This window comes from Microcoleus sp. B3-D7 (assembly GCF_036705305.1).
Classification (GTDB): domain Bacteria; phylum Cyanobacteriota; class Cyanobacteriia; order Cyanobacteriales; family Microcoleaceae; genus Microcoleus.
This window is the reverse complement of sequence record NZ_JAUBUE010000008.1, coordinates 91,177-116,513: the sequence shown is the minus strand read 5'-3', so window position 1 is coordinate 116,513 and position 25,337 is coordinate 91,177. Positions and strand designations below refer to the sequence as shown.

The window sequence follows — 25,337 nt, the reverse complement described above, 5'->3', positions numbered from 1 at the left end:
CGCAACTACATAAACCAAGTCCGCCTTCGCGAGACTATAGATATGAACGGAATTTGCACGCTAGCCAACGATACAGTTTACGACCAACTAATAGCCTTGCTCAACAGTATTGAAGTTATCTTAGGCTCAAATACTCCTGTCTGTATTTATGCTTTCGACGAGCAAATCGAGCAAATCAAAGCTGAAATTGTTAACCGTCCCAACGTCTTTGTTTATGAAGATAACGCATCTATTCAGCTATGGGATAAATTCATGCAAGCAGCCGCACCCGAGCGTTTGAACCGCAAAAAAATTCGGCTTTACGGCGCACACCGGCGCTTTTGCGCTTTCGACGGCCCGTTTGAAAAGTTTATCTATATGGATGCGGATACTTTGGTGATGAATTCCCTGGATGCGGTTTTTCAGAAATTAGAGGAATCGGATTTTGTGGTTTATGATTTTCAATTTCGCGACCCAACTAAAGTATACAATATTCAGTCGCCAAAACTCCTAGAAGTTTTTGAGCAAAATCGGATCGACTCGGAAATATTTTGTTCGGGATTTTACGCCAGCAAGCAAGGATTGTTTGAGCCAAATACTAGGGAATGGCTGTTAGCTCAACTGCACTCGGGCGAGGCGGAAATTCTCTATGAAGGTGCGGGAGAACAGCCGTTGCTCAATTATATGGTGATGAAAACGGGGATGAATAGCTATAATTTTGCTTACAGCCTCCCGGATGGCGAAAAAACCGGGTGCAGCGTCACTTCTAAACATTTTGAAGAGCAAGATCAGATTTTGTACGACAAGGGAAACCGACTTACTTACATTCATTATATTGGTGTGCCGCCGGATTTAATTCGGAGAGTTTGTGCAGGGGAAAATATTGAGTTTCCCTATCGCGATTTGTTCCTGCATTACCGCTATCTCCACGAACCCTCCAAGCGTCCGATTTTTGCCCAAGCGCCAAAGTCTTATACTGAGGTTTCTGGGCCGAATTTGTTAAAAAGGGTATTGAGAAGGTTGAGGATAAATGTATGAGTCGCGGTATTTATATTGTTGCGAATGATAAGGTGATCGAAAGTGCGATCGCCCTTTTAAACAGCATACGTCTGTACAATTGTCAAGTACCTGTTTTTCTGATTCCCTTCGACGACAATTATCAGCAAGTCGCAGCCGCACTCAGCCTTCTCCACGACGTGCGATTGTTCCCAAATCTGGAGTTTGTGGAACAGTTTACCAGAGAAATTGGCCAAATGTTCGATCGCAACTTTTTAGCCCTCCCCAACAAAATGCGAAAACTCGCCGCCTGGTTTGGCCCCCTAGACGAATTTCTGTACATCGATACCGATATCATCGTCTTTGAAGACATCGCAGACAACTTAAACAAACTATCAGAAGTAGACTTTTTTTGCTGCGATTACCACTACCTCAGCGAAAAACTGCGAAATGTATTTTCACCTACTGTAAAAGAACAAAATATCTTTACAGACTCACAGCTTCAAGATGTATTTAACAGCGGTTTTTGGGCTTCCAGAAAAGGAACTATTACAGAATCGCAAATGTATGAAATTTTGCGAGAATGTTCGCAGCATCGAGAATATTTTGACTTTACTCAAAATGTCACAGACCAACCTATACTAAATTATATCATTCTTAAACTGATTCCCAAGCGCTGCAATCTTGTTAAAAATTCAGCAACCGAACCGGGAAGCTGGGCGGGTTCCAAGCATTTTCAGGAAATAAATTATGTTCTTTATGACAAAGGCAAAAGGTTAAAATATATTCACTGGGCTGGAATCCCGATTAAATCGGGCAGCCCTTATTGGAAACTTTGGAAACATTATCGTTATCTCAATGAGGAACAACCAAATTTAGTGCAAAAGATATTTCGGGTTTTCAGTAGGTGAGGATAAAATTATATGTTGTATCATTATCAAAAAGCTTTGAAGAACAGGCAAGATGCCTGTTCCACAATTCATAAATTTTGTTGTATTTTTGACACCAAACAAGCTTTGAAGAACAGGCAAGATGCCTGTTCCACAATCAATAAATTTTATTTCTTGTGGTGTGGGCATCTTGCCCGCACCTAAAAAGCAATATATATGCGCTGGGTTACTTATTAACTAAAAAACTATGGCTGATGGCATTTATATTCTGGCAAATGATGTTGTTTTCGACCAATTCGTGGCTTTATTAAACAGTCTCAAAGTCAATGGGGCGAAAAATATTCCTGTTTGCATTATTCCCTACGATGATAACTTGAAAAAAGTGCGATCGCACATTTCCCGCCTACACAATGTCACCCTGTTTGAAAATACCGATTCTATCCAGTTCTGGGAAGATTTTGCGACTCAAGTTTGGAAAACTCATGCAAAAGCTCAAAAAGTTTGGCAATCTCAAGGTTTGAAACCTGTTCAATGTTTGGAAATGCACCGAAAGTTATGTTGTTTCGACGGTCCTTTTGATAAATTTATCTATTTTGACGCAGACACTCTGTTAATGGGTTCTCTAGATTATATTTATCAAAAGCTTGATGATTTTGATTGGGTAGCAAACGATTTTCAATACAAATCCGACCTCAATTATATATGTGATTTATCGTCTCCAAAATTACCTCAAATTTTAAATGTTGACGAACTGCAATCTCATACTTTTTGTGCGGGTTGGTATGCGTCAAAAGCTGGGGTTTTTAATCGAAACAATTGCTCTCAATTATTAGAAAAATTAACATCAGGAGAAGCGGAAATTATGTCTTTACGGGGCGCTGACCAATCTTTACTTAACTATTTAGTCGCCCGCAGCAATATCTCTTTTTACAACTTTGCATATGCTGAACCCGAACAGGTAACGGGAAATCATTGGTCTTCTCAATTTGAGGTGATAGATTATGTTCTATATGACAAAGGGCGACGGCTGACTTATTTGCACTACATGAGTATTTCGGCTGCAAAGTTTACTCGCTTGTGTGCTGGCGAAGATGTTGAGATTCCCTACCGAGACGTATTTCTCCACTATCGCTATTTGAATTCGCCGGAAACACAGCCAAAACTCGCGCCTCCAAATTTGTTGGTTCGCTTGGGGAGAAAGCTCAAAACTTGGGGAAGTCAAAAAGTTAACAACTTTCAATTTAAGCTGCGGAATTTCTGGGATAGATAGCATCTAACTGTACTCTAACTGTACAAAGACTGAATCCACTCCCATTCGCGCCTTAAACCTTCTTCTAAAGCAACCTGCGGCTGATAACCTAAGATTTTCTTGGCTTTAGACACATCAGCGCTAGTGTGTCGGGCGTCTCCCCTCGCAGCTTCAGTAAAATCTATCCGAATAGGTCGATCGACAATTCTCTCTATTGTATCAATAACTTCTCTCAAAACTACCCGACTTCCCCCACCAATATTAAAAACTTCTCCCGCAGCTTCTGGAACCTCAGCCGCTGCTAAGTTCGCCGCAACGCAATCGCTGATAAACGTAAAATCCCGCGTTTGCAATCCGTCGCCAAAAATAGAAATCGCCTCATCAAACAAAACCGACTTAAAAAACTTGTGAAAAGCCATATCGGGGCGCTGTCTCGGCCCGTAAACAGTAAAATAGCGCAGCGAAGTAGTCGGAAGACCAAAATTTTTGTAATAAAGCCCGCACAAACGTTCACCGGCTAATTTCGTAATTCCGTAGGGAGAAACCGGGTGCGGACAAGCATTTTCATTCGTGGGAAAAGATTCAGCATTGCCGTAAATAGAAGAAGAAGAAGCATAGACAAACTTTTGCAATTTTGGCGCATCTTTTGCAGCTTCTAACAATACTTGGGTGCTGTTAATATTGCGTTCGGTATAACTGCGAAAACCGTCGCCCCAGCTAGCACGAACTCCGGCTTGCGCCGCCTGATGAAATATTACCTTAACATCGGATAAAAGACCTCGCCAATTTAGAGACAAAATATCGCCTTCCACCAATTCAAAACCCGGATACTTTTCAAATCGTGCAATATTCTTGCGTTTGAGATCCGGATCGTAATAATCGTTGAACTCATCAACACCGATAACCGTTTCGCCTCGATTTAAAAGAGTTTCTACTAAGTTAGAGCCAATAAATCCCGCCGCACCCGTAACCATTACAATACTCATTCGATTTTAGATTTTAGATTTTAGATTTTAGATTTAAAAAATTTTACACAAATTATTGCCTAAGTTGTCCTATTCTTCTTTCTCTTTCTCTTCCTCTGCGTTCTCTGCGTTTCAAAAAACATCAAATAGGATAATCTTAGAGAACTATCAACCCCCTTCCTTCAGATAAAAAGAGGTTGATAGTTAACCTTTCATTGTTCAAAAGAATCTAAATCCAGCGCTTGGGAACCTCCGCGTTCTAACTCGATCAAAAGCTTACCCAACTGAGTCCAAACTAGCCAACCTGTGAGTACCGTCAGTGGCAAAGCTAGCGCATAAGAAAGTAGTTTTGGGAAGCCAAAAATCTCCATTCCAGAAGCTAAAAATACGCAAATACCGCCAGCCATTCCCAGAAAAGGTATGACCAATTGCAGCCTTGGCAGGTTAGCCAAGGTGCGAGTAGAACGATTTTTAGACCACTGTTGTACGGATTGTTTGAGAGTTGCTTCAAATGCTACACCGGAGGCCATCCCTGCTAGCAGTCCAGCCGACATTAAAAAATAGGGAGGTTCTGGAAAATAATACACGAATAATTCCTTAATTTGGGTAATTTGGGTAATTTGGAATTGGGAGTAGGTAATTGAGAATTGGGAATTGGGAATCGGCAAAAGTAGAATTATTTTTCTTCCTTCTTCCTTCTTCCCTCTACCTTCTTCCTTCTAATTAAAACCGAGTTAGCGCCGCTGCTCCTGCTGTGGAAAACTCCGTCAAAGCGCCTAGAGCAACGTTGAACAGGCGACCTGGCTGCAAGTCTTCCTTGACTAAGTTCCACAGGCTGCGAACTTCTTCGGTGTGGATTCGATCGTCCTCAATCAAAGCTAACATTAGCTGGCGTCTCAAAAACGACCCTTCCTCTGACAGCAAGAATTGCAAGCCTAGTTGTGCTGTTGGTAGCAAGTCGAAACTACGATCGGATCGGGCGATCGCGATCATGTCCTCCAACCTGTTCCACTGGAATTTGCCATCTTTGAATAATACCTCAATCAGTCGCCGCCGCAGTGCCGGAGATTCTCCGTTCAACAAACGCCGCGCTACATAAGGATACGCCACCTCGACTATCTTGAAATTGGGATTCAGCGTCAAGGCCAAACCTTCTTCTGTCACCAGAGAGCGAATAATTAAGGCAAATTTCGCCGGCACCCGGAAAGGATAATCGTACATCAACTCCGAAAACTGGTCTGTAATCGTCTTGAAGTTAAAATCTGACACCTTTTCGCCGACGATATCACCCAGTACAGATTCCAACGCCGGAACGATCGGCATAATATCTGTATCTGGTGTCAAAAAGCCCAGTTTGACAAAATCCTTAGCTAACTCTAAGTAATCTTTGTTGATCAAATGAACGACAGAATCAACCAAAGTTTCTTTAGTTGTTTCTTCCATCTGATCCATCATCCCAAAATCAATGTAAGCCATACGGCCGTCCGCTAAGGCAAACAGATTTCCCGGATGGGGGTCAGCGTGAAAAAATCCGTGTTCCAGCAACTGCCGCAAACCGCTGCGGACTCCGACTTCAATTAAACTATCGGTATCCAAACCTGCGGCTTTAACACTTGCCATATCTGTCAGCTTGATGCCGTCAATCCATTCGAGAGTGAGAACGCAATTTGAAGTATAGCGCCAGTAAATGCTCGGAACTTTTACTGTCGGGTCGTCGGCAAAATTTGTAGCAAATTTCTCGGCGTTGCGGCCTTCATTGATATAGTCAATTTCCTCGAACAATTTGATACCGAATTCATCGACTATTAAACAAAGGTCGTGACCGAGATTCAGCGGCAACAAGGGGCCCAACCATCCAGCGGCCCAGCGCATTAAATAAAGATCCAGGCTCAAGACTGGCAGCAAATTCGGTCGCTGAACCTTCACTGCTACTGCTTCCCCGGTGAGGAGGCGAGCTCGGTAGACTTGACCGAGACTTGCCGCGGCGACAGGTTCGGGAGAGATTTCGCTATAGGTTTCGCTAATTTTGCGATCGAGTTCTGCTTCAATAATCTCGAAAGCGCGCACTGAGTCAAACGGCGGCAATTGATCCTGAAGTTTGATCAATTCTTCGAGAAAGTCTTTGCGGATCAAATCCGGTCTGGTAGAAAGGGCTTGGCCGACTTTAATGAAAGTGGGGCCCAAGCGAGTGAGTATTTGTCGCAGGTGGGCGGCCCGTTCCGGCTGGTGTGCTGCGACTTCGTGCTGCCAACTGTCCCACAGCATCCCCAGAACGAAGCCCGCAAAAGACCAAATAACGGTAATTGCGCGCCAAATTGCTTTCCAAGGACGGTTGCGGTAATACTGAGCGATCGCTTGTGGATCGTAGCGTCTAGCCTGAGTGAATTGATACTGAGGCACTCGTTTATTTTCCTCTTATCTTATGAAAATTACAGGTTAAATTGAGAATTGGGCATCGGCCATCGGGCATCGGGCATTAGGGATCAGGCATCGGGCATCGGGGATTGGAAGTCGAAAGTTCAAATATTATTTATTCTTTCTTCTTCGTTCTTCCTTCTTCGTTCTTCCCTCTTTCCTCTTCCTTCTTCCTTCTTCATCATTGACCGATCGCATTGCAAGGTTTAGGCGAGCGGAAAATGCACCCGTGCGAGGCGGATTGCTAGCCTAAATTTGTTTCTTTTCATTAAATATAGTACATAAAAGTACAAGTGATCGGTCAAAATACTTAACGGCTCTCCCTGACCGCTGCACATTCTCACAACACTGCAACCCTGCAATTCTTTTCTCCTGCTGCGTTTCGCTCGCTTATGCCATCGCGCCAAAGCTACCGGATGCGATCGGCCTTTGCCAAGCAATCTTTCAGCCCATAAATCGTCCGCTCTTGTTGATCCCTCGACAGTTCCGGAAACATCGGCAAAGACAAGACTTCGCGACAAACTTGCTCAGCCTTTGGCAACTGACCTGCTTGATAACCCAAAGATTTGTAAACAGGTTGCAGGTGCAAAGGTAACGGATAGTAAACCATCGAACCGATGCCAGCTTCCTGCAACTGAGCCCGCATCCAATCTCGAAAATCGCCAGAGAGATTTTGCGCCTCTTCTGGACTTGTCAGCCGGATCGTGTATTGATTCCAAACTCCTTTTGCTTCCGGCAACTCTTTGGGGACGGCAACTCCGGGCACGCGGGAGAGAAATTCGCTGTAAAGTGCCGCTTTCTCCTGCCGCTGCGCGTTCCAACTGTCGAGATACCGCAATTTAATGCTGAGAATCACCGCTTGCAGGGCATCTAAACGGCTGTTGTACCCGATTTCTTCGTAGAAATATCTAGAAGACTGTCCGTGTTCTTTGAGCACTCGCATCGAAGCTGCGAGGGCTGGATCGTTTGTCGTCACCGCGCCACCGTCACCGCAAGCGCCTAAATTTTTGGTCGGATAAAAACTGAAGCAGCCGACATGGCCGATGCTGCCGACTTTTTGAGACTGCCACTGGGCCCCGACAGACTGGGCGCAATCTTCTATTACGGCTAAGTTGTGTCGAGTCGCAATTTCCATCAACCGAGTCATGTCTACGGGTTGGCCGAAGATGTGCACTGGCATAATAGCCTTGGTTTTGTCGGTAATTGCCGCCTCCAGGAGTTCGACATCCAGATTAAAAGTATCGCTGTCAATATCGACAAATACTGGAGTCGCGCCGACGGCGCTGATTGTCTCAGCCGAAGCAAAAAAGGTAAAAGGAGTGGTAATCACTTCATCGCCGGGGCCAATTTTGAGAGCACGCAAAGCCAAAATCAGCGCATCCGTGCCAGAGTTACAGCCAACGCACTCGGAAACGCCGATGTAGTCGGCGAACTCTCGTTCAAAACTCTTCACGGCCGGGCCGCCTACGTAGCCGCCAGAGGCAAGCACTTTTTGCACCGCCGCGGTTATCTCGTCGCCAATCTGCGCGTATTGGCGGGTTAAGTCGAGGGGGGGAACATTATTCACTCTTCACACCATAAATTTCAAGCATTATCAAAGCAAATTCTTGCAGCAAAACTGTTTCTCAGAAACCTTTATTGCAATATCTTATATTTGGACAGGCAAACAATCACATTATCGAAAGGGTGGGCCGGTGTTAATTCTGCTAGATTTTACAGATTTGGTTTGGGCTTTGGGGATGGTGGCGATCGCGATCGGGCTTTCGGCGTGGCAGGGATTGGGATTGGAGGGGGCGATCGCGATCGCGGCAGGGCGCACCCTGATCCAGCTAATCTTAGTCGGATACGTGCTGGCAGTCGTATTTGACCCCGAGGGGAAAAATCCTTGGCTGGTTTTAGCAGTTTTAGCAATCATGCTGACAACAGCTAGCATGGTTGCCAGCAACCGCATCAGCAAAAAAATCAAGAACTTACTGCCCTTAGTTTGGGGTTCAATTTTTATCAGTACGGCCTTGACTCTCGCCTATACAAACTTGCTAATTTTACAACCTGACCCTTGGTACGAACCGCAATACCTGATTCCTTTAGCGGGTATGATTTTGGGCAATGCCATGAACTCCGGGGCGATCGCCGGCGAAAGACTTGTCAGTACAGTTAATAGCAGCCAGTTAGAAATAGAAACGCATTTAAGTTTAGGTTCGACGCCGCAGCAAGCAGTAAAACAGTACCGCAAAGATGCCATCAAAGCTGGATTAATTCCGCTCTTAAATACAATGACAGTGGTAGGAATAGTAACTTTACCCGGAATGATGACAGGTCAAATGCTGAGCGGTGTCAGTCCTTTAGATGCAGCATCTTACCAGATTTTGATTATGTTTGTGTTAGCGCTGGCAACTGTAATCGCAACTCTGCTGTTGACTTCGGGATTGTCCCGGAAGTTTTTTAATCAAGATGCACAATTGATAAAATCGTAATTGGGCATTGGGCATTGGGCATTGGGCATAGACAATTGGTAATATGATGTAGGTAGGAACTTACGTTTGGCACTATTTTTATGAACAGGCAAGATGCCTGTTCCACAAAGACTGAATTTTATTGTGGGGAGTAGGGTTGGGCGTCTCGCCCGCCCCGGCCATAACTAAGAAGAAATAGCCATGATTGAAACTCCAACTCAACCAGTAACCTTTGAAGAATTTGCGGAATGGAAACCCGAAAACCGACGTTACGAACTGCACAACGGAGGGATTGTTGAAATAGCTCAGCCACCGGGAAAACATGAAGAAGTTATCGGTTTCTTAGTCTCGAAATTAACTCTTGAATTTGTCAGGCTAAACCTCCCGTACTTCATCCCAAAACAAGCATTAGTTAAGGCGCCGGAAAACGACTCTGCTTATTCTCCAGATATTTTGATATTAAACCGCCCAAATTTAGCATCAGAACCTCTGTGGCCAAAGTTCTCAACTGTGACTCAAGGCGCATCAATTCCGCTTGTTGTTGAAGTCGTTAGCACGAATTGGCAAAATGACTACATCAAAAAAGTAGGCGAATACGAACTAATCGGGATTCCTGAATACTGGATTGTGGATTATCTAGGTTTGGGGGGTCGCAGGTTTATTGGCAATCCCAAACAACCAACGATATCGGTTTATCAGTTGGTTGACGGCGAGTATGAGGTGAGTTTGGTTCGGGGAAATGATAGGATTGAGTCGCCAACTTTTCCAGAGTTGAATTTGACGGCGCAACAAGTTTTTCAAGCGGGATTGACTGCGGATGAAATCGCTGGCGATGCGTGAGTGTAAATATTGCGATCATCGTTGAGACAGATTTTTTGCCCTCACGCACCCTACAAATACAACTACTTCGGTTCGTGACTCCCAATCCGCTGGCCTTCGCCATCGTACACCTGCATAGGGATTTTGGCGTTTTCGGCGATCGCCTCCAAAGCTTTTTGCAACGTTTGAACGTGCTTTTCTACAGCTTGGCGAGACTTCACAGCATTGTTGTTGTTTGCTTGAATGAAAGTTTGTTGCAGTTTCTGCACGTAATTAGGAGTCATCTGTACCGCAATCAAATCTTTGCTAACAGTATAGTCGCAAATCTTGGGGTTGCCTTTACAAGTTCTATCTAAATCAGTGCGGGCTTTTTGTAGGTTTCTTTCTTCCTGTAACCTTACTTCTGCTTGCTGCAATGAAGTTTTGTAGGAAGCGATCAGCGGTTGGGCTTTCTGAGAATAGGCAGTTGCCGCCGGCACTTGCTCCGCGTAACTCAAAGCTCTTCGCCAGGATTCTGATGCTTTAAACCAGGCGTTTTTGCCCTCAAAAATTTGAGCTTCCGCTGCTAAAGTCACAGCTTGAGTATAGGCATTTTCCGAAATTCCTTCGACATTTTTGCGCTCGCGAGCTTCTGAAAGTTTGGTTTCGTATTTAGGAACTAACAGTTTAGCTTGTTGGTAAGATGTCGTGCTCGTGGGAATTTCTGATAGGATGTCGAGGGATTCTTCCCAACCTGATTGCACTTGATCCCACGTCTCGGCTGTCTGAGCTACTGCTTCGCGAGCTTCTGCTATTTGGGCTCTACTTTTGGCCGCGAGCAGCGTTTTTTCGGCTTTTTTCTCTGTGCTTAACTGGCGATTTCCAGTTGCTAAATTCTTCCCGTATTCTTTTGTCTTTCTCTGAGCAAACGGATAAACTGGGCTGTCTGTGGGGATTTCTCCGAGTTCGGCGATCGCACTTTGCCACAGAGCTTGCGCTTCCTGTCCGTTTTCGGCAGAATAAGGCGGATTTTGGGTTTTCTGGGCTGCTGACTGTGCGAGGCGCGCTGCATCGATCGCAGAGTTTAAATTCTGATTTTGCGAACGGTAGTTTTCCAGGGCGCTTTGAGCTTCACCGCGATGAATTGACCAAGAGGGAATCGGTTCCAAAAGGGCGATCGCCTGTTTTAACTGTCGCTGCGCTTCTTGGGGGCTGTTGGCAACTTTTGACGTTTTCAGCGTCTTCGTCGAATTATCGCTCAACTGTTTGGCATTAGCTAATGCTGTACATTCTCCGATAACACAGGGGCGGCTCAGCATATAATAACCGCCTGCCAAAATTAGCGCCGCCATGCTGACCATTCCTGCTGCAGCCAGCATCGCAAACGGTGAATGCTTGGGTTTTTGGGCAACTGCTACCGCTTCCATATCCAGCGGATTGAAGGGATTGTCTGCAATATCTGCCGGGATTGCAGCTACCTTAAAGGCGATCGGATCGGAATTGCTGGAACTCTCAGACAAATTGGGGAAATATTCTTCAGCCCACGCATCTTTCCCATCCGTTTCTAACGGTATCTCCTCCTCTACATCCGCCGTCTGAGCAACATTTTCTGTTAAGACTATCCCTGTTTCTTCTGCGGGGGTATTCTCGGTTTTTTTGAACAACTGCACTGTTTTAGGTCTTGACAAAACAGGGTTGTGCATGGTAAAAGAATGGAAAGCATAAGGCTGTTTTTGCCCGGTAATTTTTAGGCAAAGTCCAATCTGTTGAATAGATTCTGGTTCTATTTCGAGAATTGCTGCTTCTAGCACCGCAAAAGTCGGTTTGGCTTTGAGAACTAAACTGCGCGGGTGTTCTCCCACAACCGTTAAAGATTCATCTCGAAAATCACAACTAATATAAAGCGGTAAGTTTTTAAATCCGGCTGCTTGCAAGTGTTGCTGCAATTTTACTTCGAGAATTTGTGCGTTGCTTTGTCGCGTTGCTGCTGTCATATTTTTTCCTCTCTCTGATATCACCACTTTCGATTTTAGATTTGGGATTTTTGATTTTAGATTGCCTAACTGTCGGGATTTTTGATTTGTTTGAACTACGGCACCGATTCATTCCAAATCTTAACTCTTAAAATTCAAGTTGCAACAAAATCTTAACTCTCAAATCTCAGCTTGCAAAGCCTGTCCATAACTTTCGCTGTAATAAACTTGAGTCACGTCAAAACGTCCGCCATATTGTTTGAAAGGTTCTGCTGCATAACCAAGCGGCAGCAAACAGCAAACATCTACTTCTTCGGGAATTTGAAAAACTTCTTTCACCTTAGCGCTGACAAAACCTTCCATCGGACAACTGTCTACCCCAAAACTTTTAGCTGCAATCATTAAGTGGGCTACTGCGAGCATTGTATGTCTGTTTGTCCAAGCTTCTAGGGAGTCGAAGCAGGGACGGTTCTCGAACAATTGCGGGATTGCTTGTCGCATATAACCGGCTAAATTGTCATTCATTGCCCCTGTGGCTTTGCCCAATTCGATGACAGCTTCGGTGTTTTCGGGGCTGGCGGCGCGTCGATCGCCACAACAGATTAATACTACTGGGGCTTCTACCACTTGGCGCTGATCAAAGGCGCAAGCTTTTAATTTTTCTTTGCTGGCTGAGTCTTGAAGTACGATAAACCGCCAAGGCTGCAAGTTGTAACCAGAGGGCGATCGCACTCCCAACCGCAAAATCTCTGCCAATATTGCTGGGGGAATCGGATCGGGTTTGAAGCTGCGCGCGGCCCGGCGGCTTTCGATCGCCGTTTTAACATTAATTGAAGGTTGGATTTCAATTGTCATGGATAATTCTAATGGGTAATTGGTAATCGGTAATTGGGCATTGGGCATTGGGCATTGGGCATTGGGATTGGGGCATTGGGCATTGGGATTGGTAACTTAAAAAAGTTGAATTGTTTTTCTTCCTTCTTCCTTCTTCCTTCTTCCCTCTGCCTTCTGCCTTCTGCCTTCTTCCTTCGTCATCCCAAGCCCAACTCGCGCTTGAGCAAATTAATCGACTTAGAGCCGATGTAATTTTCGGAGCATATCAGTTGCGGGGGACGAATAATATCTTCTCTAGCCGCATTGATGGCAGCTTTAACTGTAGCAAAACTCGGTTGGTCGCAAAAAATTGTTCTGGCCGATCGCACGATCGAGTTAATCTTGTACTCGTCTGACACCAAGGCCGTCATCACCAGCAAATCCTCTCCCCGGATGCTGTGGATGATGACTTCGGTTGATCGCAGCATTCCCGGACTCAGGCTAACGAGACCCAAATAACTGTCTTTCGGCAAACCCCCGACTAGCTGGATTTCCTGGCTGTAGTCGTAAATGTCTACGGGAATAACTCGCACCGAACGCGGTGCCGAAATCGATTCTGCTTCTCCGATAAAATACCGGCTCGTGATCACAGTTCCCGAAGAGATTTGATCCAAAAAAGTACCTAGCTGTTCCATCGGCACTAACTGTATGGGAATGCGAAGAGCTTGTTCGAGTTCTTTCGCCATCAGTTCACCCACGCCGATGTCTTCTGTGGGGGCTGTGACGACCACTCGGGCGCTGCACCTGAGCCGCCAGTCAATTTCGGCCAAAAATAATTCCCTCGCTTGGTTGAGCGTACAGCCCTGTCCCAGCAGTTGATCGATACTGCCTTGCACTATTTTGTTGGCAAGGGGATATTCTTCGAGGATCGGAGATTTGAGTTTGTTGCCGCCTTCGTTGCCTAGGGCGCGGACGTAAATGCCCGATCCTGCTTGGGCTTCTACGAGTCCGGTATTTTCGAGCTGGCGGTATACTTTGCTGATGGTGTTGCGGTGCAAACCCGTCTGCATGGCTAGCTGTCTGGTGCTGGGCAAGCGGTGTCCGGGCGGAAATTGTCGCGAGGCGATCGCAAACCTGATTTGATTGAATAGTTGGGTGGATGCTGGAATATCGCTATCTGTTTGAATATGAAATTGAACCATTATTAAAGGCTCCGACGACTTCAACTTAGTATTTTTATAACGTCGAGTACCGCGCCTAGGATTGCTCCGATATCTCTGTCTATAGCATAATCTTATTTGGTTGATCTGCAGCAGCCGTTCTGCCACAGGGCGATCGCGCCTTCGAGGCGATTAATCGCAGCCTCCGGAGTTTCCCTCAACAATCAGGTACTTTCAAGTCTTAGTTTTATTTACTCTGAGATTTTGAGCTCGCTTGCTATTTTTCTACCCGTCAGCAAATAAGTCTGCATTTCCCCTTTACCTTTAATCTCGATCTCGCCACGATCTTCAAATTCATATTTATCGTGGAGCAACTCATAAGTATAGTGGCTGACTTGAATGCGACCTGTTATGCCGTGAGATTCCATGCGGCTGGCTGTATTCACGGCATTTCCCCACAAATCGTAAATGAATTTTTTAGTCCCGATTACCCCCGCTACCACCGGGCCGCTATTAATCCCGATGCGAAGGTCAAATTTCGCATCTAGCTTCACATTTAATTCCTTAATTGCTGCTAGCATATCCAGCGCCATTTCGGCGATCGCCTCTGCGTGGTCTGGACGTTCAATGGGAATACCGGCTGCTACCATGTAAGCATCCCCGATCGTCTTGATTTTTTCTAAGCCGTGCTTCTCACTCAGTTGGTCAAAAGCTGAGAAAATTTCATTCAGTAAGTATACTAATTTAGTGGCGGACATGGTAGTAGAAATTTGGGTAAAATTCACCAAGTCAGCAAAAAGAATTGTTGCTTTTTCAAACTTGTCAGCAATCACCCCCGGTTTATGCTTCAACCTGTGGGCGATAGGTTCTGGCAAAATATTTAGCAGTAAACTTTCAGTTTTTTTCTGTTCTTTCCTGAGTGCAGATTCCATCTGCCTGCGCTTGGTTATGTCGTGAAAAAACACAGAAATGCCGTCGTGAGAAGGAAAAACCCGGACTTCCAACCACACTTTTAAGGGGCGATAATATTTTTCAAAAGCCACTCCAATTTGTTTAGCTACAGCTTCATGATACTCTTTATAAAAATCCGAATTTGCGAACTCGGGAAACTCTTCCCAAAAATTTTTACCATAAAGTTCTTCCTGCGAGCGCTTCAAAAATTGTGATCCTTTGTAATTGACGTAAGTAAATCGCCACTGGGTGTCGAAAGCAAAAAAAGCATCGCTCATTCCTTCTAAAAAATTGACAATTTGTTCGTCTGTAGAACGGAGTTTTTCTTCTACTTGTTTGTTCCTGATCTGTGCGCGCTTTAATTTAGTCAGATTGATTCGCAACTCCATGTGGTTGATAATTTGCCGTCCTAAAGTCCGCAGCGCTTCTAGCTGTTGTGGGCTGAGATTACGAGGGATTGTATCTATCGCGCACAAAGTGCCGATCGGATAACCGTCAGGAGTTACTAGCGGTGCGCCAGCATAAAACCGAATATTTGGATTGGAAGTTACTAGCGGATTGGCGGCAAAGCGATCGTCATCTAAAGCATTGGGTACAACTAGCAATTGGTTGGGATTTAAAATAGCGTGGGCACAAAAAGCTGACTCTCTCGGAGTTTCGGGTGCTTCCAGACCGACTTTTGATTTAAACCACTGTCTGTTAGAATCTATTAAGCTTACTAAAGCAATAGGAGTGCCACAAATATAAGATGCTAAAGCTGTTAGATCATCAAAAGCTGCTTCTGCCTCTGTATCTAGAATGTCGTAGCGATGAAGTGCTTCTAGCCTCTGTTCTTCGTTGCTCGGCAAAGGTGCAGCTTGCATCGGCGGCCGCGAGGATATAGGTTTACGAACACTGCGTGGAAGTATTAGTGCTGGGAGTTTTCTGACTTGCGAGAACACTTTTTTAACTAATATCAAAAGACTTTTTTGCCAACCTTTTTTCATCTTTATTTATTTTTTTTCACCCCTGATGGAACTGCGTATGTGCGATCGAGCTAGGCTCTACTTACGTATTTACCGCAACTAACTCCTCAATCTCCGGAGCTTTTGTGGGCAATTTCCCTGTCAATACTTCTCTACCCTCATCAATGACAAGTATATCATCTTCTATGCGTATCCCCCGCACATCGGCAAATTTTTCCAACTCCTCCCACTTAACAAAATCTTCATATTTGGCGCGGTTTTCTGGGTTATTTAAGATGGCCGGCACTTGATAAAATCCCGGTTCGATCGATACCAGCATTCCGGGACGCAAAACTCGATTCAAGCGCAAAAATCCCAACCCAAACCGACTGCTTCTCGTTCTTCCTTCTTGATAGCCAGCTAAATCTCCTAAATCTTCCATATCGTGAACATCCAAACCGATTAAATGTCCGATTCCGTGGACAAAAAATAGCGCGTGAGCATCCATTTCTACCAAATCTTCAACATTGCCCCGCAAAATACCTAAATCAACCAATCCTTCCGCCATAATTCGAGCAGCTAATAGATGAATGTCTTGATATTCCACGCCCGGACTAATGTAATCAATACAAGCATCGTGCGCTGCTAAAACTACATCATAAATCGCTCTTTGAGTCGGAGAAAACTTGCCAGAAACTGGCCAAGTGCGCGTCACATCAGCCGCCCATCCCGTTGATGTTTCCGCACCGACATCTGCTAACAACAAATCTCCGGTTTGTAGGGAATTGTGATAATGTTCGCTGTGCAGCACTTCTCCATGCACCGTCACGATACTAGGATAGGCATAGGTCATATTTTTGGAGATGATGACACTTTCCATTGCAGCGCGCACCCCTGCTTCAATTTGAGCATTTCGAGTTGCCGCCATTCCCGCTTTGTGAGCTTCTACAGTAACAGTCGCAGCTTGACGCAATTCAGCCAAACTGGCTGCATCGTGGCTCAGGCGCAGAGATACGATCGCCTGAGTTAATTCTAGGTCGATTCCGGTTGGCGAGTTGGGCGGTGCCAGAGGGCGATCGAGAATTTGAGACTGTTGCAACTGAGTCCAAGAATCCTGAACGGCGATCGTTGCTGCATTGATCGATCGGGCTTTCAATTCGGCCATTGGGAAAGCACCATCAGCCCCAATTAGTTCGGCAATTTCTGCTCTTTTCGGCATTTCTCCGTGCCAAAGAGTGCTGCTAGCAGGTGCGTCATCTAAGAACAATTCTAATTTCCCCGATTCTAAGCGAATGGCAGCATTTTCTAAGGGCAAACCAGCAAAATATAGAAAGTGACTGCTGGCACGAAAGGAATAAGTAAGTGCCGGATAATTGCGAGGAACGCTGCGCCCCGACCATAAAATTACCGGAAAACTAATTAAACGAGCCAGTTTTTGCCGCCGTTGGTGTAGAGTAGTAGTTAACAAATCATCACCTTGTGTAATTTTCATGGGTAAAAACCTATAATTTTGAGTTGGGTTTGCAGTCAGCCACAAGTTTTTGCATTCTCAGCATTAAAGCACTAAAATTCTGACTGCCAATGGCAGCCATTTTGGCTAAAATTATCATCAGGAACTTCTTTTGTGCTAGCATTTATAGGCTGTATTTTTTATAGTCTTTGTCGTCATCGCGGGGATGATTGGGTTAAGCCGTAAGCCTGATCCACAGGCAAAAAAAACAGGCTGAAAGTGCTACTTTGCAGGCAATTAGCAGAAAGGTCACAACACCCGCAATCAGTCAAATTCCTTAGTCTGGTTTTTGTTGATTGGGTGACATGAGCGATCGCCTATATTGACGGTTTGATCTTTTAGACTTTAAAGTATAAGTAAAATTAACTGAAAAAACATGAAAGTTTCTCATAAAGCTCCTCAAACTTCTGTGGAAGTACGCGATTGGCCGATCGCACACTTACCGGGATTGAGCAAGGAAAACCAATCTCAACTAGAAGAGTGCAGCATCACCACAACCGGGCAACTAATTCGCATGACGAAAACGCCAGCGGCGAAAGTATTGCTAGCCAATCAATTACAGATTAACATTCAATATGTTAATAAATGGGTAGCGATGGCAAATTTGGCTCGAATTCCAAGTGTAGGGTGTCAGTATTGCGGGCTGTTACTTCACGCCGGCGTTGCTTCTCCGGCTCAATTGGCTCAAATGCCCGTGGAGAGATTGCACCAACAAGTTTTAAGGCTGCACGTAGCAACAATGCAGCGCAATGACTTGACTCCTTCAGTCGATCGCGTGCAAAAATGGGTTCAACAAGCTAGATTAGTCAGTAGTCATTAGTCAGTTGTCAGTTGTTAGTTGTTATTAGCAAACAGTAAACAGTAAACAGTCAACAGTCAACCATCATTATTATGTCAATTCAAGTTTACGGAATCCCGAACTGCGGAACCTGCAAAAAAGCTTTCCAGTGGCTCAAAGATAGCGATGTTAATTACGAGTTCATTAACACCAAAGAACAGCCGCCGACTCGCGAAAAAATTCAAAGCTGGGTAGCTGCTTTGGGTTTTCAACCCATGCGAAATACTTCCGGTCAATCTTACCGCGCTTTGGACGATGACAAGAAAAATTGGACTAGCGAAGAGTGGGTAGATGCTTTTGCTAAGGATGCGATGCTGCTCAAGCGTCCTCTTTTCGTTAAAGATGGAACCGCTGTTTTAGTAGGTTTCAAAGAAGACGTAATTCGAGAAAAATTGGGGCTTTTAAAGGGCTGAGTTTAGCCTGTTGTGCGCCGCAAAAACTTTAGTTCGCCCACATCATCCGAGAAACCCCAACGCTCGTAAAACGGCATCATGTTCGGCAAACAATTAAGATAAAAATGCTCGACAGCTTGCAGTTTGGGATGAGTTAAAACTGCATCCATCAACTTCGCACCCATTCCCATCTTTCTGTGGCTCGGCTTGATAATCACATCAAAAATCATGGCTCTGTATACGAAATCGGTAATGACGCGGGTAATGCCAATTAGTCGATCGCTCTCATCGACAAAACAAATGATAACATCAGTTGCCGCCAGCATTTTCACAACATCTTCCCGCGTCCGCTTGTCGCTCCAAAACTCGTTTTTGTACAAATCCATCAAGTCGGAAACCTGGCTTTCGGTCAAAGTTTCGACAATTCGGTACTTATCCATTTGATCTGTCATACTCTACTTTACCGTAATCTAGTTTAATTGCGCGATCTGCTAAATCAAAATAGCGGTCATCGTGACTAATCACAAACACCGTTTTCCCCCGCCGCTTCAACTCCGGTAGCAACTGCTTGTAAAAAATATCGCGGAAAAACGGGTCTTGATCCGAAGCCCATTCATCAAACAAATAAATCGGTCTATCTTCCAAATACGCAGTCAGCAAAGCCAGCCGCTTTCGCTGTCCCTGAGACAAAGCCGTAGTTGACAAAACTCCGTCTTTCACCTGAACTTTATTTTCCAAATGAAACTCTCGCAAATATTCAGCCGCCTGCTTGTCCAAATCGTGATTAGTCATCCCCAAAAGCCTTTCAAACAGATAGAAATCCGAGAAAATCGCAGAAAAATTCTGCCTGTACCACTCTCGATTTTCCTCAGTAATTGGCTGGCCATCTAAGATAATTTTTCCCGATTCAGGAATGTACAAACCAGTGATTAGCTTAGCGAGAGTTGACTTACCGCTGCCGTTACCGCCAATTATAAACACTAATTGACCCGGATGAAACTTCAAATTAAGCTCGCCCAAAATAAAATTGCTGTCTTCTTTTTCTCCCGGATAGCTGTGAATTACTCGATTTAACTCCAGCGTCTCCCACTCAGCAGTTGGAAACGGTTTAATCGTTGAATTTATCTCAGCTTGACTCGCCAAAGCCAATCCCATTCTCTCTATCTTCTCCACCGAAGTATTAGCACGAAAAATTGCCGGCAACCTTTGCAAAATATTCTGAAATGGAGACATCAAATAGGTACTTGTCAGAATATAAGCTGACAAAACAGGTGTAGAAACTGGCACAAATTTCGGCAAAGCAAACAGCAGCAAACCCATCAGCATAAAAAACAGCAACTGACCGACTCCAATCGCAACTGCGCCAGTATTCAAAGCAGTCACGTTATAATGGCGGGAAGCATCAGCACTCACCTGCAATTGTTCCGTAAAAAACTCTTGGCGGCGCAAGGAATGCAGTTTAAGTTCCTTAATTCCATCAGTAATACTGCGAAAATGCTTAAATAATATATCTTGTTCTTCTCTGGCTAAGTCGAAGAATTTCCTCATTTTGCTGAGCAACAACTGCACCGTGCCAATCATCAGCACCAAAAAACCAAATACAACAACAAAAACCGTCCCCGAAATCGTGCTTAAGTAAGTTAAGCAGCCGACAACAACGGCGATATCAACACAAAGAAAAGGAATCAAAAATATAGTATTAGAAAGCGTTCCCACATCATCAGTCAGAGTTGCAAGCAAGCGGTTAGCGCCCAACTCTTCCAAATTCCGCAAAGGAGTAGACAAAATCCCGCGACTCAAACTCAGACGTAAATTATAAACCGCTTCTTGAGAGAGATAAATTAACAAAAATTGGGATACAAAGCCACTCAAAAGAGCCAAGATTGCTAATCCCGCAAAATACCAGACTAAATTACCATTGGAATTGTCGCTGATTGCCCGATTAATTAGGGAAATTAACATAGCGCTGCAACCGCCGCTGATTAAGCCTGTGAGTATGGCGATGGAAACATTTAACCAAGAAGCCTTTAACAGTAACCAAATTACATTCATCTAATTTTACTCTTAATTGAAATTTTGAAACTCTGGTGCCAACCAACCAAATCTCCGACTTCTTGGTAACAATCTCGATTACTACTGAATAAATTTGATTCAGCAGTCGAGTCTCTTAATATCCGCATCCCCCAATAGCATTAATTTTCTTCTTGTACTTCCGTTTCCTGGGTTTCAAATACAACCAGCTCATAAATATCGAGCATCGACATTTGCACTTCCACTGAAGCGAAGGAAACTATTGCTGATTCCCCCTCATATTCCCGAAACAACCATTCATTTGATTCGGTTTTAATATATTGTGCTACTAAAAACTCAGATTGATTGACTAACACATATTCACGGAATTCAGGGATCGATCGATAAAACCGAAACTTATCCTCCCGATCGAAATCCTTGGTAGACTTAGAAAGCACTTCCACAATCAGCGAAGGATTGAGTATTTCATCTTTCCGTCCCTCTGTGCAAACTAATTCTCCTTCAACTACCATCACATCTGGATAAGTCCCGCGTCGATACCGAGGAATCCACAACCGCAAATCGCTCATAAATGGTCGGGCATTCTTTCCCCGCAAAGCAGATTTTAAGAACGCATAAATATTACCGATTATCTGGCTGTGATTGATACTACCACCCGTCATTTTTACAATTTCTCCATCCCGGTATTCATTTCTAAACTCAGCAGTTTCCTCTAACTCCCGGTACTCATCTGGAGTATAAAACTTTTCCTTACTTTGTACTAACATTATTGCCTCTGTACTAACTTTTATCTGCGTTTATCTGCGTTAATCTGCCTACATCTGCGGTTAAAAATCATAATTAAAAGTATATCACAACAAAAAAGAAACGCCCAACTTCAAAGAGTCAGGCGTTTTCCACTATTTCAAAGCCAGCCAAAATTAATCCCGGCGAGACACCAAATTCGATTCATTTTTCGCACCCGCAACAGGTTGCACATGACTCAAAGCCGACTGCAAGATGGGAGTTTTGGTAATAGCATCATTAGCCAAATTAAACAAAGGGTTCGACAAAATTCCCGCCAATGTTGTCGCAACCAAGGTGAGTACAACGCTGACTTGCAAAGGCCGCATTCCCTGAAGGTTCCAACGAACTTCGGGATAATTTTTTACCGCGTCTGACATTTCTTGAGGTTCTTTTACTACCATCATCTTGACAACGCGGATGTAGTAGTAAATCGAAACTACGCTGGTAATTAATCCCAGAATAACTAAGCCGTAAAGTCCTGCTTGCCAGCCGGCCCAGAACAGATAGATTTTGCCGAAAAATCCAGCCAGGGGCGGAATTCCACCAAGAGAAAGCAGGCAAATACTTAAGGCTAAAGTTAACAGCGGGTCTTTTTGGTACAAACCCGAGTATTCGCTAATTTGGTCGGTTCCAGTCCGCAGCGAGAACAGGATGATGCAGGCGAAAGCACCCAAGTTCATAAACAGGTAAACCAACAGATAAAATATCATGCTGGAGTAACCGGCTTCTGTTCCTGCAATTAAACCCAGCATTACAAAACCGGCTTGGGCGATCGACGAATAAGCCAAAAGCCGCTTCATGCTAGTCTGGGCGAGGGCAACCACATTTCCCAACACCATGCTGAGAATGGCTAAGGCCGTGAATACGAAGTGCCACTGTTCGGTAAGAGCGGGGAAAGCACTTGTTAACAAGCGGATTGCTAGGGCAAAACCGGCTGCTTTGGAACCGACAGAAAGGAAGGCAACAACCGGTGTAGGAGAACCTTCGTAAACGTCAGGAGTCCATTGGTGGAAGGGAACCGCAGAGATTTTGAAGGCGATTCCGGCGATCGCAAAAACCAAAGCAATTACCAAACCGAGAGATTGACCTTCATCCACAGTAGAAAGGTTAGCCGCGATCGTACTCAGCTTAGTTTCGCCGCCAGACAACCCGTACAACAGCGAAAGCCCGTAGAGAAACACCGCCGAAGAAGACGACCCAATTAACAAATATTTCAAAGCAGCTTCATTGGAACGCGGGTCGCGTTTTGTGTAACCCGTCAGCAAATAAGACGAGATACTCAGAGTTTCCAACGAAATAAAAATCATCACCAATTCATCAGCGCCGCTGAGGAACATTCCCCCCAAAGTAGCGGTCAGCAAAATGCCGATAAATTCCGCTAAAGCAGTACCCGTTTGCAGTACATAGCGGACGGATATCAAAATAGTGACAGCCGTACTCAAAGCGATAATTCCGCGAAACACTAAACTCAAGGCATCGCTGTTAAAACCGCCCAGAAACGAGATGGTATCCGTGTTATCCCACTGCAAACACAAGGCAGCGACGGCGGCCAACAAACCCGCAACGGCAACGTAGGGAGTCCAACCCGAGGAACTGCGGCCTACGATTAAATCGCCGACGAGAACCACCAAGAGGGTGATGATGACAATTCCCTCTGGCAAGATAGTTCCAGCATTTAGCTGGGCAGCAAGAGTAGCAAAATCCATATTTTCAGGCAGGTTGGGTAGTACAAGCCGCAAAGGCTGTAAAGGGCTGTGAACTTGTAAAAATTCTTTACCAAACACAGATTGTAGCGGATTACAGCTTCGCGATCCCAGTTGGGCGGGTGTTTGTTGCCGGAGAGTTGATACTCAGTAGCGGTTTTGCATACATTTGCGGGCATTGTAGAGATTGCCGACTGATGTCACCTGCGACGAGAGTCGCGATGGACCATAACTGCCACAATGTAGAAAGTTAAACCAGTAATTCGGCATGACTGACTCGCTAAGTGCCTACAAACAACAGATTCTCAATGACTTCAACAACCGCCCCGACTACGAGAAGGAATTTCACAAACAGGCTGCAACTCGGTTAGTAGAATTGGCAAAAGTGCGATCGGGCCAGCAAGTTCTACATATCGCCACCGGAACAGGTTTAGCGGCGATTGCGGACGATGCACTTAGGTCGATCGGACTCAAGAAAATATAAATCGCCTTTTCTACACCAGGAATGCTTTAGATAGTATGTCTAAACTACTCAATTTCATCTGTATCTTTATTATTACCGGCTGCCTACTGTTTGCTTGTCATTTTCCGGAACCTCTAAAAGTAAAACCTCCTCCCCTAAAAGTATCTTGTGTTCCTTTTGTTGGCTATACACCTCTAATCATTGCTCAAGACAAAGGATTCTTCAAAGCGCAAGGGGTAGACGTGGAACTCAGCTATGTAGACTACTCACAATTGCAAGACGCGGATTTCAGTGCAGGGAAGTATGATGGGATCGGATTGACCTTGGGCGATTTGGTGAGCTTGAGTGCCACAAATCCTGATATGCAAGCTGTGATGGTGTTGGATGAATCGACAGGTGCAGACGTGGTAGTCGCCCAATCCGACATTAAAACAATCCCTAATTTGAAAGGAAAAAAGCTCGGTGCAAATCTAGGCAGCTTTAGCGAGGTTTTCGTTACTGAGATGTTGAAAGCCTCTAAACTGACGAGCGATGATGTTAGCCTGGTTAAAGTCGAGCCTTTAGAAGTTCCCAATCGCTTACAAAACAATGCTATCCAAGCCGGGCACACTTGGGAACCGCATCTTTCTGAAGCATTAAAATTAGGGGCGCATATCCTGTTTACAAGCAAACAAACCCCAGGCTTAATTTTGGATTTGGTCGCGTTTCGGGGTGAGGCGATACGCGATCGCCCCGAAGATATTCGCGCCTTTGTGCGAGGCTGGCTTCAAGGCTTGTCCTATTGGGAAGCAAATATTCCCGAAGGAAACGCGATCGTCAGCAAAGCGTTGAATATGCCAATCAAGACAAGCTCTTTCGAGGGAATAGACCTCACTGACCTTGCAGAAAATCAAAAGTTCTTTCAATCAGACAGCCCTAATTATATCTACAAAACTGCCCAGAAATATGCGGACTTTTTTATTCGCGCTGGCAATGTGACGCGCCTTCCCAATCTAGAAACCTTGTTCAATTCTTCTTTTTTAACCCCCCCTCCTAGTCTGAAACCATGAAGCGCTCCTTTTTCAACAGCATCTTTATTATTATTACCTGCGGGCTGCTGTTTGCTTGTCATTCTGTGGAATCTCTAAAAGTAAAACGTCCTCCCCTGAAAGTAAGTTTGATCTCTTTTGTTGGCCATAGACCGGGCCTCATTGCTCAAGAGAAAGGATTCTTCAAAGCGCAAGGGGTAGACGTGGAACTCAGCTATGTAGACTACTTACAATTGCAACAAGCGGATTTCAGTGCAGGGAAGTATGATGGAATTGGATTGACCTTGGGCGATTTTATGATCTTGAGTGCCACATATCCTGATATGCAAGCTGTGATGGTTGTGGATGAATCCACAGGTGCAGATGTGGTAGTCGCCCAATCCGACATTAAAACAGTCCCTAACTTGAAAGGAAAAAAGCTTGGTGCAAATCTAGGTGGCTTTAGCGAAGTCTTCGTTAGTGAGATGTTGAAAATCTATAAGCTGACGAGCGATGATGTTAGCTTGGTTAAAGTTGATGGTTTAGAAGTTCCCAATCGCTTACAAAACAATGCTATCCAAGCAGGGCACACTTGGGAACCGCATCTTTCTGAATCATTAAAATTAGGGGCGCATATCCTGTTTACAAGCAAGCAAACCCCAGGCTTAATTTTGGATTTGGTCGCGTTTCGGGGTGAGGCGATACGCGATCGCCCCGAAGATATTCGCGCCTTTGTGCGAGGCTGGCTTCAAGGCTTGTCCTATTGGGAAGCAAATATTCCCGAAGGAAACGAGCTCGTTAGCAAAGCGTTGAATATTCCCATCAAGACAATTTCTTTCGAGGGAATAGACCTCAGTGACCTTGCAGAAAATCAAAAGTTCTTTCAATCAGACAGCCCTAATTATATCTACAAAACCGCCAATAAATATGCGGACTTTTTTATTCGCGCTGGCAATGTGACGCGCCTTCCTAATCTAGAAACCTTGTTCAATTCTTCTTTCTTAACCCCCCCCTCCTAGCC

At 44.8% G+C, this 25,337-nt stretch carries 23 protein-coding genes; 10 read left to right on the top strand and 13 right to left on the bottom strand.

Features of this window, described 5'->3' with window-relative positions; translation table 11 throughout:
• Window positions 1-42 precede the first annotated feature (42 nt).
• The 3 genes from QUB25_RS08730 to QUB25_RS08720 all read left to right on the top strand — a co-directional run bounded on the left by QUB25_RS08730 (window position 43) and on the right by QUB25_RS08720 (window position 3,135).
• The gene (locus tag QUB25_RS08730) at window positions 43-1,017 is read left to right on the top strand and encodes an Npun_R2821/Npun_R2822 family protein (RefSeq protein WP_333182796.1); all 975 of its coding nucleotides are present in this window, start codon (window positions 43-45) and stop codon (window positions 1,015-1,017) included.
• Window positions 1,014-1,886, top strand: a complete 873-nt coding sequence (locus QUB25_RS08725; RefSeq protein ID WP_333182794.1) for an Npun_R2821/Npun_R2822 family protein — start codon at window positions 1,014-1,016, stop codon at window positions 1,884-1,886. The genes QUB25_RS08730 and QUB25_RS08725 overlap by 4 nt, the downstream gene beginning before the upstream one ends.
• A 226-nt stretch (window positions 1,887-2,112) precedes the next feature.
• Window positions 2,113-3,135: an Npun_R2821/Npun_R2822 family protein gene (locus QUB25_RS08720; RefSeq protein WP_333182793.1), complete on the top strand. Its 1,023-nt coding sequence runs from the start codon at window positions 2,113-2,115 to the stop codon at window positions 3,133-3,135.
• Window positions 3,136-3,149: 14 nt separating this feature from the next.
• On the opposite strand, the gene QUB25_RS08715 is transcribed toward QUB25_RS08720, so the two are convergent.
• The 4 genes from QUB25_RS08715 to QUB25_RS08700 all read right to left on the bottom strand — a co-directional run bounded on the left by QUB25_RS08715 (window position 3,150) and on the right by QUB25_RS08700 (window position 8,061).
• A complete protein-coding gene (locus QUB25_RS08715) occupies window positions 3,150-4,100 on the bottom strand; it encodes an NAD-dependent epimerase/dehydratase family protein (protein ID WP_333182792.1) in 951 nt (316 codons plus the stop codon).
• Window positions 4,101-4,291: 191 nt separating this feature from the next.
• Window positions 4,292-4,747, bottom strand: a complete 456-nt coding sequence (locus QUB25_RS08710) for a hypothetical protein (RefSeq protein ID WP_445251939.1) — start codon at window positions 4,745-4,747, stop codon at window positions 4,292-4,294.
• 55 nt (window positions 4,748-4,802) lie between these two features.
• Complete coding sequence (locus QUB25_RS08705; RefSeq protein ID WP_333182790.1) at window positions 4,803-6,479, bottom strand: AarF/ABC1/UbiB kinase family protein; 1,677 nt, start codon at window positions 6,477-6,479, stop codon at window positions 4,803-4,805.
• Between the two features lie 424 nt (window positions 6,480-6,903).
• A complete protein-coding gene (locus QUB25_RS08700) occupies window positions 6,904-8,061 on the bottom strand; it encodes a DegT/DnrJ/EryC1/StrS family aminotransferase (protein WP_333182788.1) in 1,158 nt (385 codons plus the stop codon).
• Window positions 8,062-8,188: 127 nt separating this feature from the next.
• Between QUB25_RS08700 and QUB25_RS08695 the strand changes: the two genes are divergently transcribed.
• Window positions 8,189-8,968, top strand: coding sequence for an ABC transporter permease (locus QUB25_RS08695; RefSeq protein ID WP_333182786.1), 780 nt, complete (start codon window positions 8,189-8,191; stop codon window positions 8,966-8,968).
• Window positions 8,969-9,148: 180 nt separating this feature from the next.
• Entirely contained in the window at window positions 9,149-9,787 is a 639-nt protein-coding gene (locus tag QUB25_RS08690; protein WP_333182785.1) for a Uma2 family endonuclease, read from the top strand.
• Between the two features lie 62 nt (window positions 9,788-9,849).
• On the opposite strand, the gene QUB25_RS08685 is transcribed toward QUB25_RS08690, so the two are convergent.
• From QUB25_RS08685 to QUB25_RS08665, 5 genes are all read right to left on the bottom strand, one after another.
• Window positions 9,850-11,739 (bottom strand): hypothetical protein, encoded by a 1,890-nt coding sequence (locus QUB25_RS08685; RefSeq protein WP_333182783.1) that lies wholly within the window; start codon window positions 11,737-11,739, stop codon window positions 9,850-9,852.
• A gap of 159 nt (window positions 11,740-11,898) precedes the next feature.
• On the bottom strand, window positions 11,899-12,573 hold the full coding sequence (locus QUB25_RS08680) for a nitroreductase family protein (protein WP_333063098.1): 675 nt from the start codon (window positions 12,571-12,573) through the stop codon (window positions 11,899-11,901).
• A gap of 176 nt (window positions 12,574-12,749) precedes the next feature.
• Window positions 12,750-13,733 (bottom strand): GntR family transcriptional regulator, encoded by a 984-nt coding sequence (locus tag QUB25_RS08675; protein ID WP_333144854.1) that lies wholly within the window; start codon window positions 13,731-13,733, stop codon window positions 12,750-12,752.
• Between the two features lie 209 nt (window positions 13,734-13,942).
• Complete coding sequence (locus QUB25_RS08670; RefSeq protein ID WP_333119829.1) at window positions 13,943-15,505, bottom strand: adenylate/guanylate cyclase domain-containing protein; 1,563 nt, start codon at window positions 15,503-15,505, stop codon at window positions 13,943-13,945.
• A gap of 184 nt (window positions 15,506-15,689) precedes the next feature.
• The gene (locus QUB25_RS08665) at window positions 15,690-17,078 is read right to left on the bottom strand and encodes an aminopeptidase P family protein (RefSeq protein WP_333182782.1); all 1,389 of its coding nucleotides are present in this window, start codon (window positions 17,076-17,078) and stop codon (window positions 15,690-15,692) included.
• 394 nt (window positions 17,079-17,472) lie between these two features.
• On the opposite strand from QUB25_RS08665, the gene QUB25_RS08660 reads away from it, so the two are divergent.
• Together QUB25_RS08660 and QUB25_RS08655 are read left to right on the top strand one after the other, a co-directional pair.
• Window positions 17,473-17,916 (top strand): DUF4332 domain-containing protein, encoded by a 444-nt coding sequence (locus tag QUB25_RS08660; protein WP_333182780.1) that lies wholly within the window; start codon window positions 17,473-17,475, stop codon window positions 17,914-17,916.
• Between the two features lie 71 nt (window positions 17,917-17,987).
• Complete coding sequence (locus tag QUB25_RS08655; protein ID WP_333182778.1) at window positions 17,988-18,347, top strand: Spx/MgsR family RNA polymerase-binding regulatory protein; 360 nt, start codon at window positions 17,988-17,990, stop codon at window positions 18,345-18,347.
• A 2-nt stretch (window positions 18,348-18,349) separates the two neighbouring features.
• Here the strand turns inward: QUB25_RS08655 and QUB25_RS08650 are convergent, their stop codons facing one another.
• The 4 genes from QUB25_RS08650 to QUB25_RS08635 form a co-directional block, all read right to left on the bottom strand.
• Window positions 18,350-18,778 carry a GNAT family N-acetyltransferase gene (locus QUB25_RS08650; protein WP_333182776.1) on the bottom strand — a complete coding sequence of 143 codons (429 nt, stop codon included), beginning with the start codon at window positions 18,776-18,778 and terminating at the stop codon, window positions 18,350-18,352.
• Window positions 18,759-20,378: a cyclic peptide export ABC transporter gene (locus QUB25_RS08645; protein ID WP_333182775.1), complete on the bottom strand. Its 1,620-nt coding sequence runs from the start codon at window positions 20,376-20,378 to the stop codon at window positions 18,759-18,761. Before QUB25_RS08645 ends, QUB25_RS08650 begins: the two co-directional genes overlap by 20 nt.
• A gap of 140 nt (window positions 20,379-20,518) precedes the next feature.
• The gene (locus tag QUB25_RS08640; protein ID WP_333182774.1) at window positions 20,519-21,124 is read right to left on the bottom strand and encodes a Uma2 family endonuclease; all 606 of its coding nucleotides are present in this window, start codon (window positions 21,122-21,124) and stop codon (window positions 20,519-20,521) included.
• Window positions 21,125-21,277: 153 nt separating this feature from the next.
• A complete protein-coding gene (locus QUB25_RS08635) occupies window positions 21,278-22,849 on the bottom strand; it encodes an NAD(P)H-quinone oxidoreductase subunit N (RefSeq protein ID WP_333182772.1) in 1,572 nt (523 codons plus the stop codon).
• A gap of 265 nt (window positions 22,850-23,114) precedes the next feature.
• Between QUB25_RS08635 and QUB25_RS08630 the strand changes: the two genes are divergently transcribed.
• From QUB25_RS08630 to QUB25_RS08620, 3 genes are all read left to right on the top strand, one after another.
• Window positions 23,115-23,330 (top strand): hypothetical protein, encoded by a 216-nt coding sequence (locus QUB25_RS08630; RefSeq protein ID WP_333182771.1) that lies wholly within the window; start codon window positions 23,115-23,117, stop codon window positions 23,328-23,330.
• Window positions 23,331-23,365: 35 nt separating this feature from the next.
• Complete coding sequence (locus tag QUB25_RS08625; RefSeq protein ID WP_333182769.1) at window positions 23,366-24,358, top strand: ABC transporter substrate-binding protein; 993 nt, start codon at window positions 23,366-23,368, stop codon at window positions 24,356-24,358.
• Between the two features lie 65 nt (window positions 24,359-24,423).
• Window positions 24,424-25,335, top strand: coding sequence for an ABC transporter substrate-binding protein (locus tag QUB25_RS08620; RefSeq protein ID WP_333182767.1), 912 nt, complete (start codon window positions 24,424-24,426; stop codon window positions 25,333-25,335).
• Window positions 25,336-25,337: the final 2 nt, after the last annotated feature.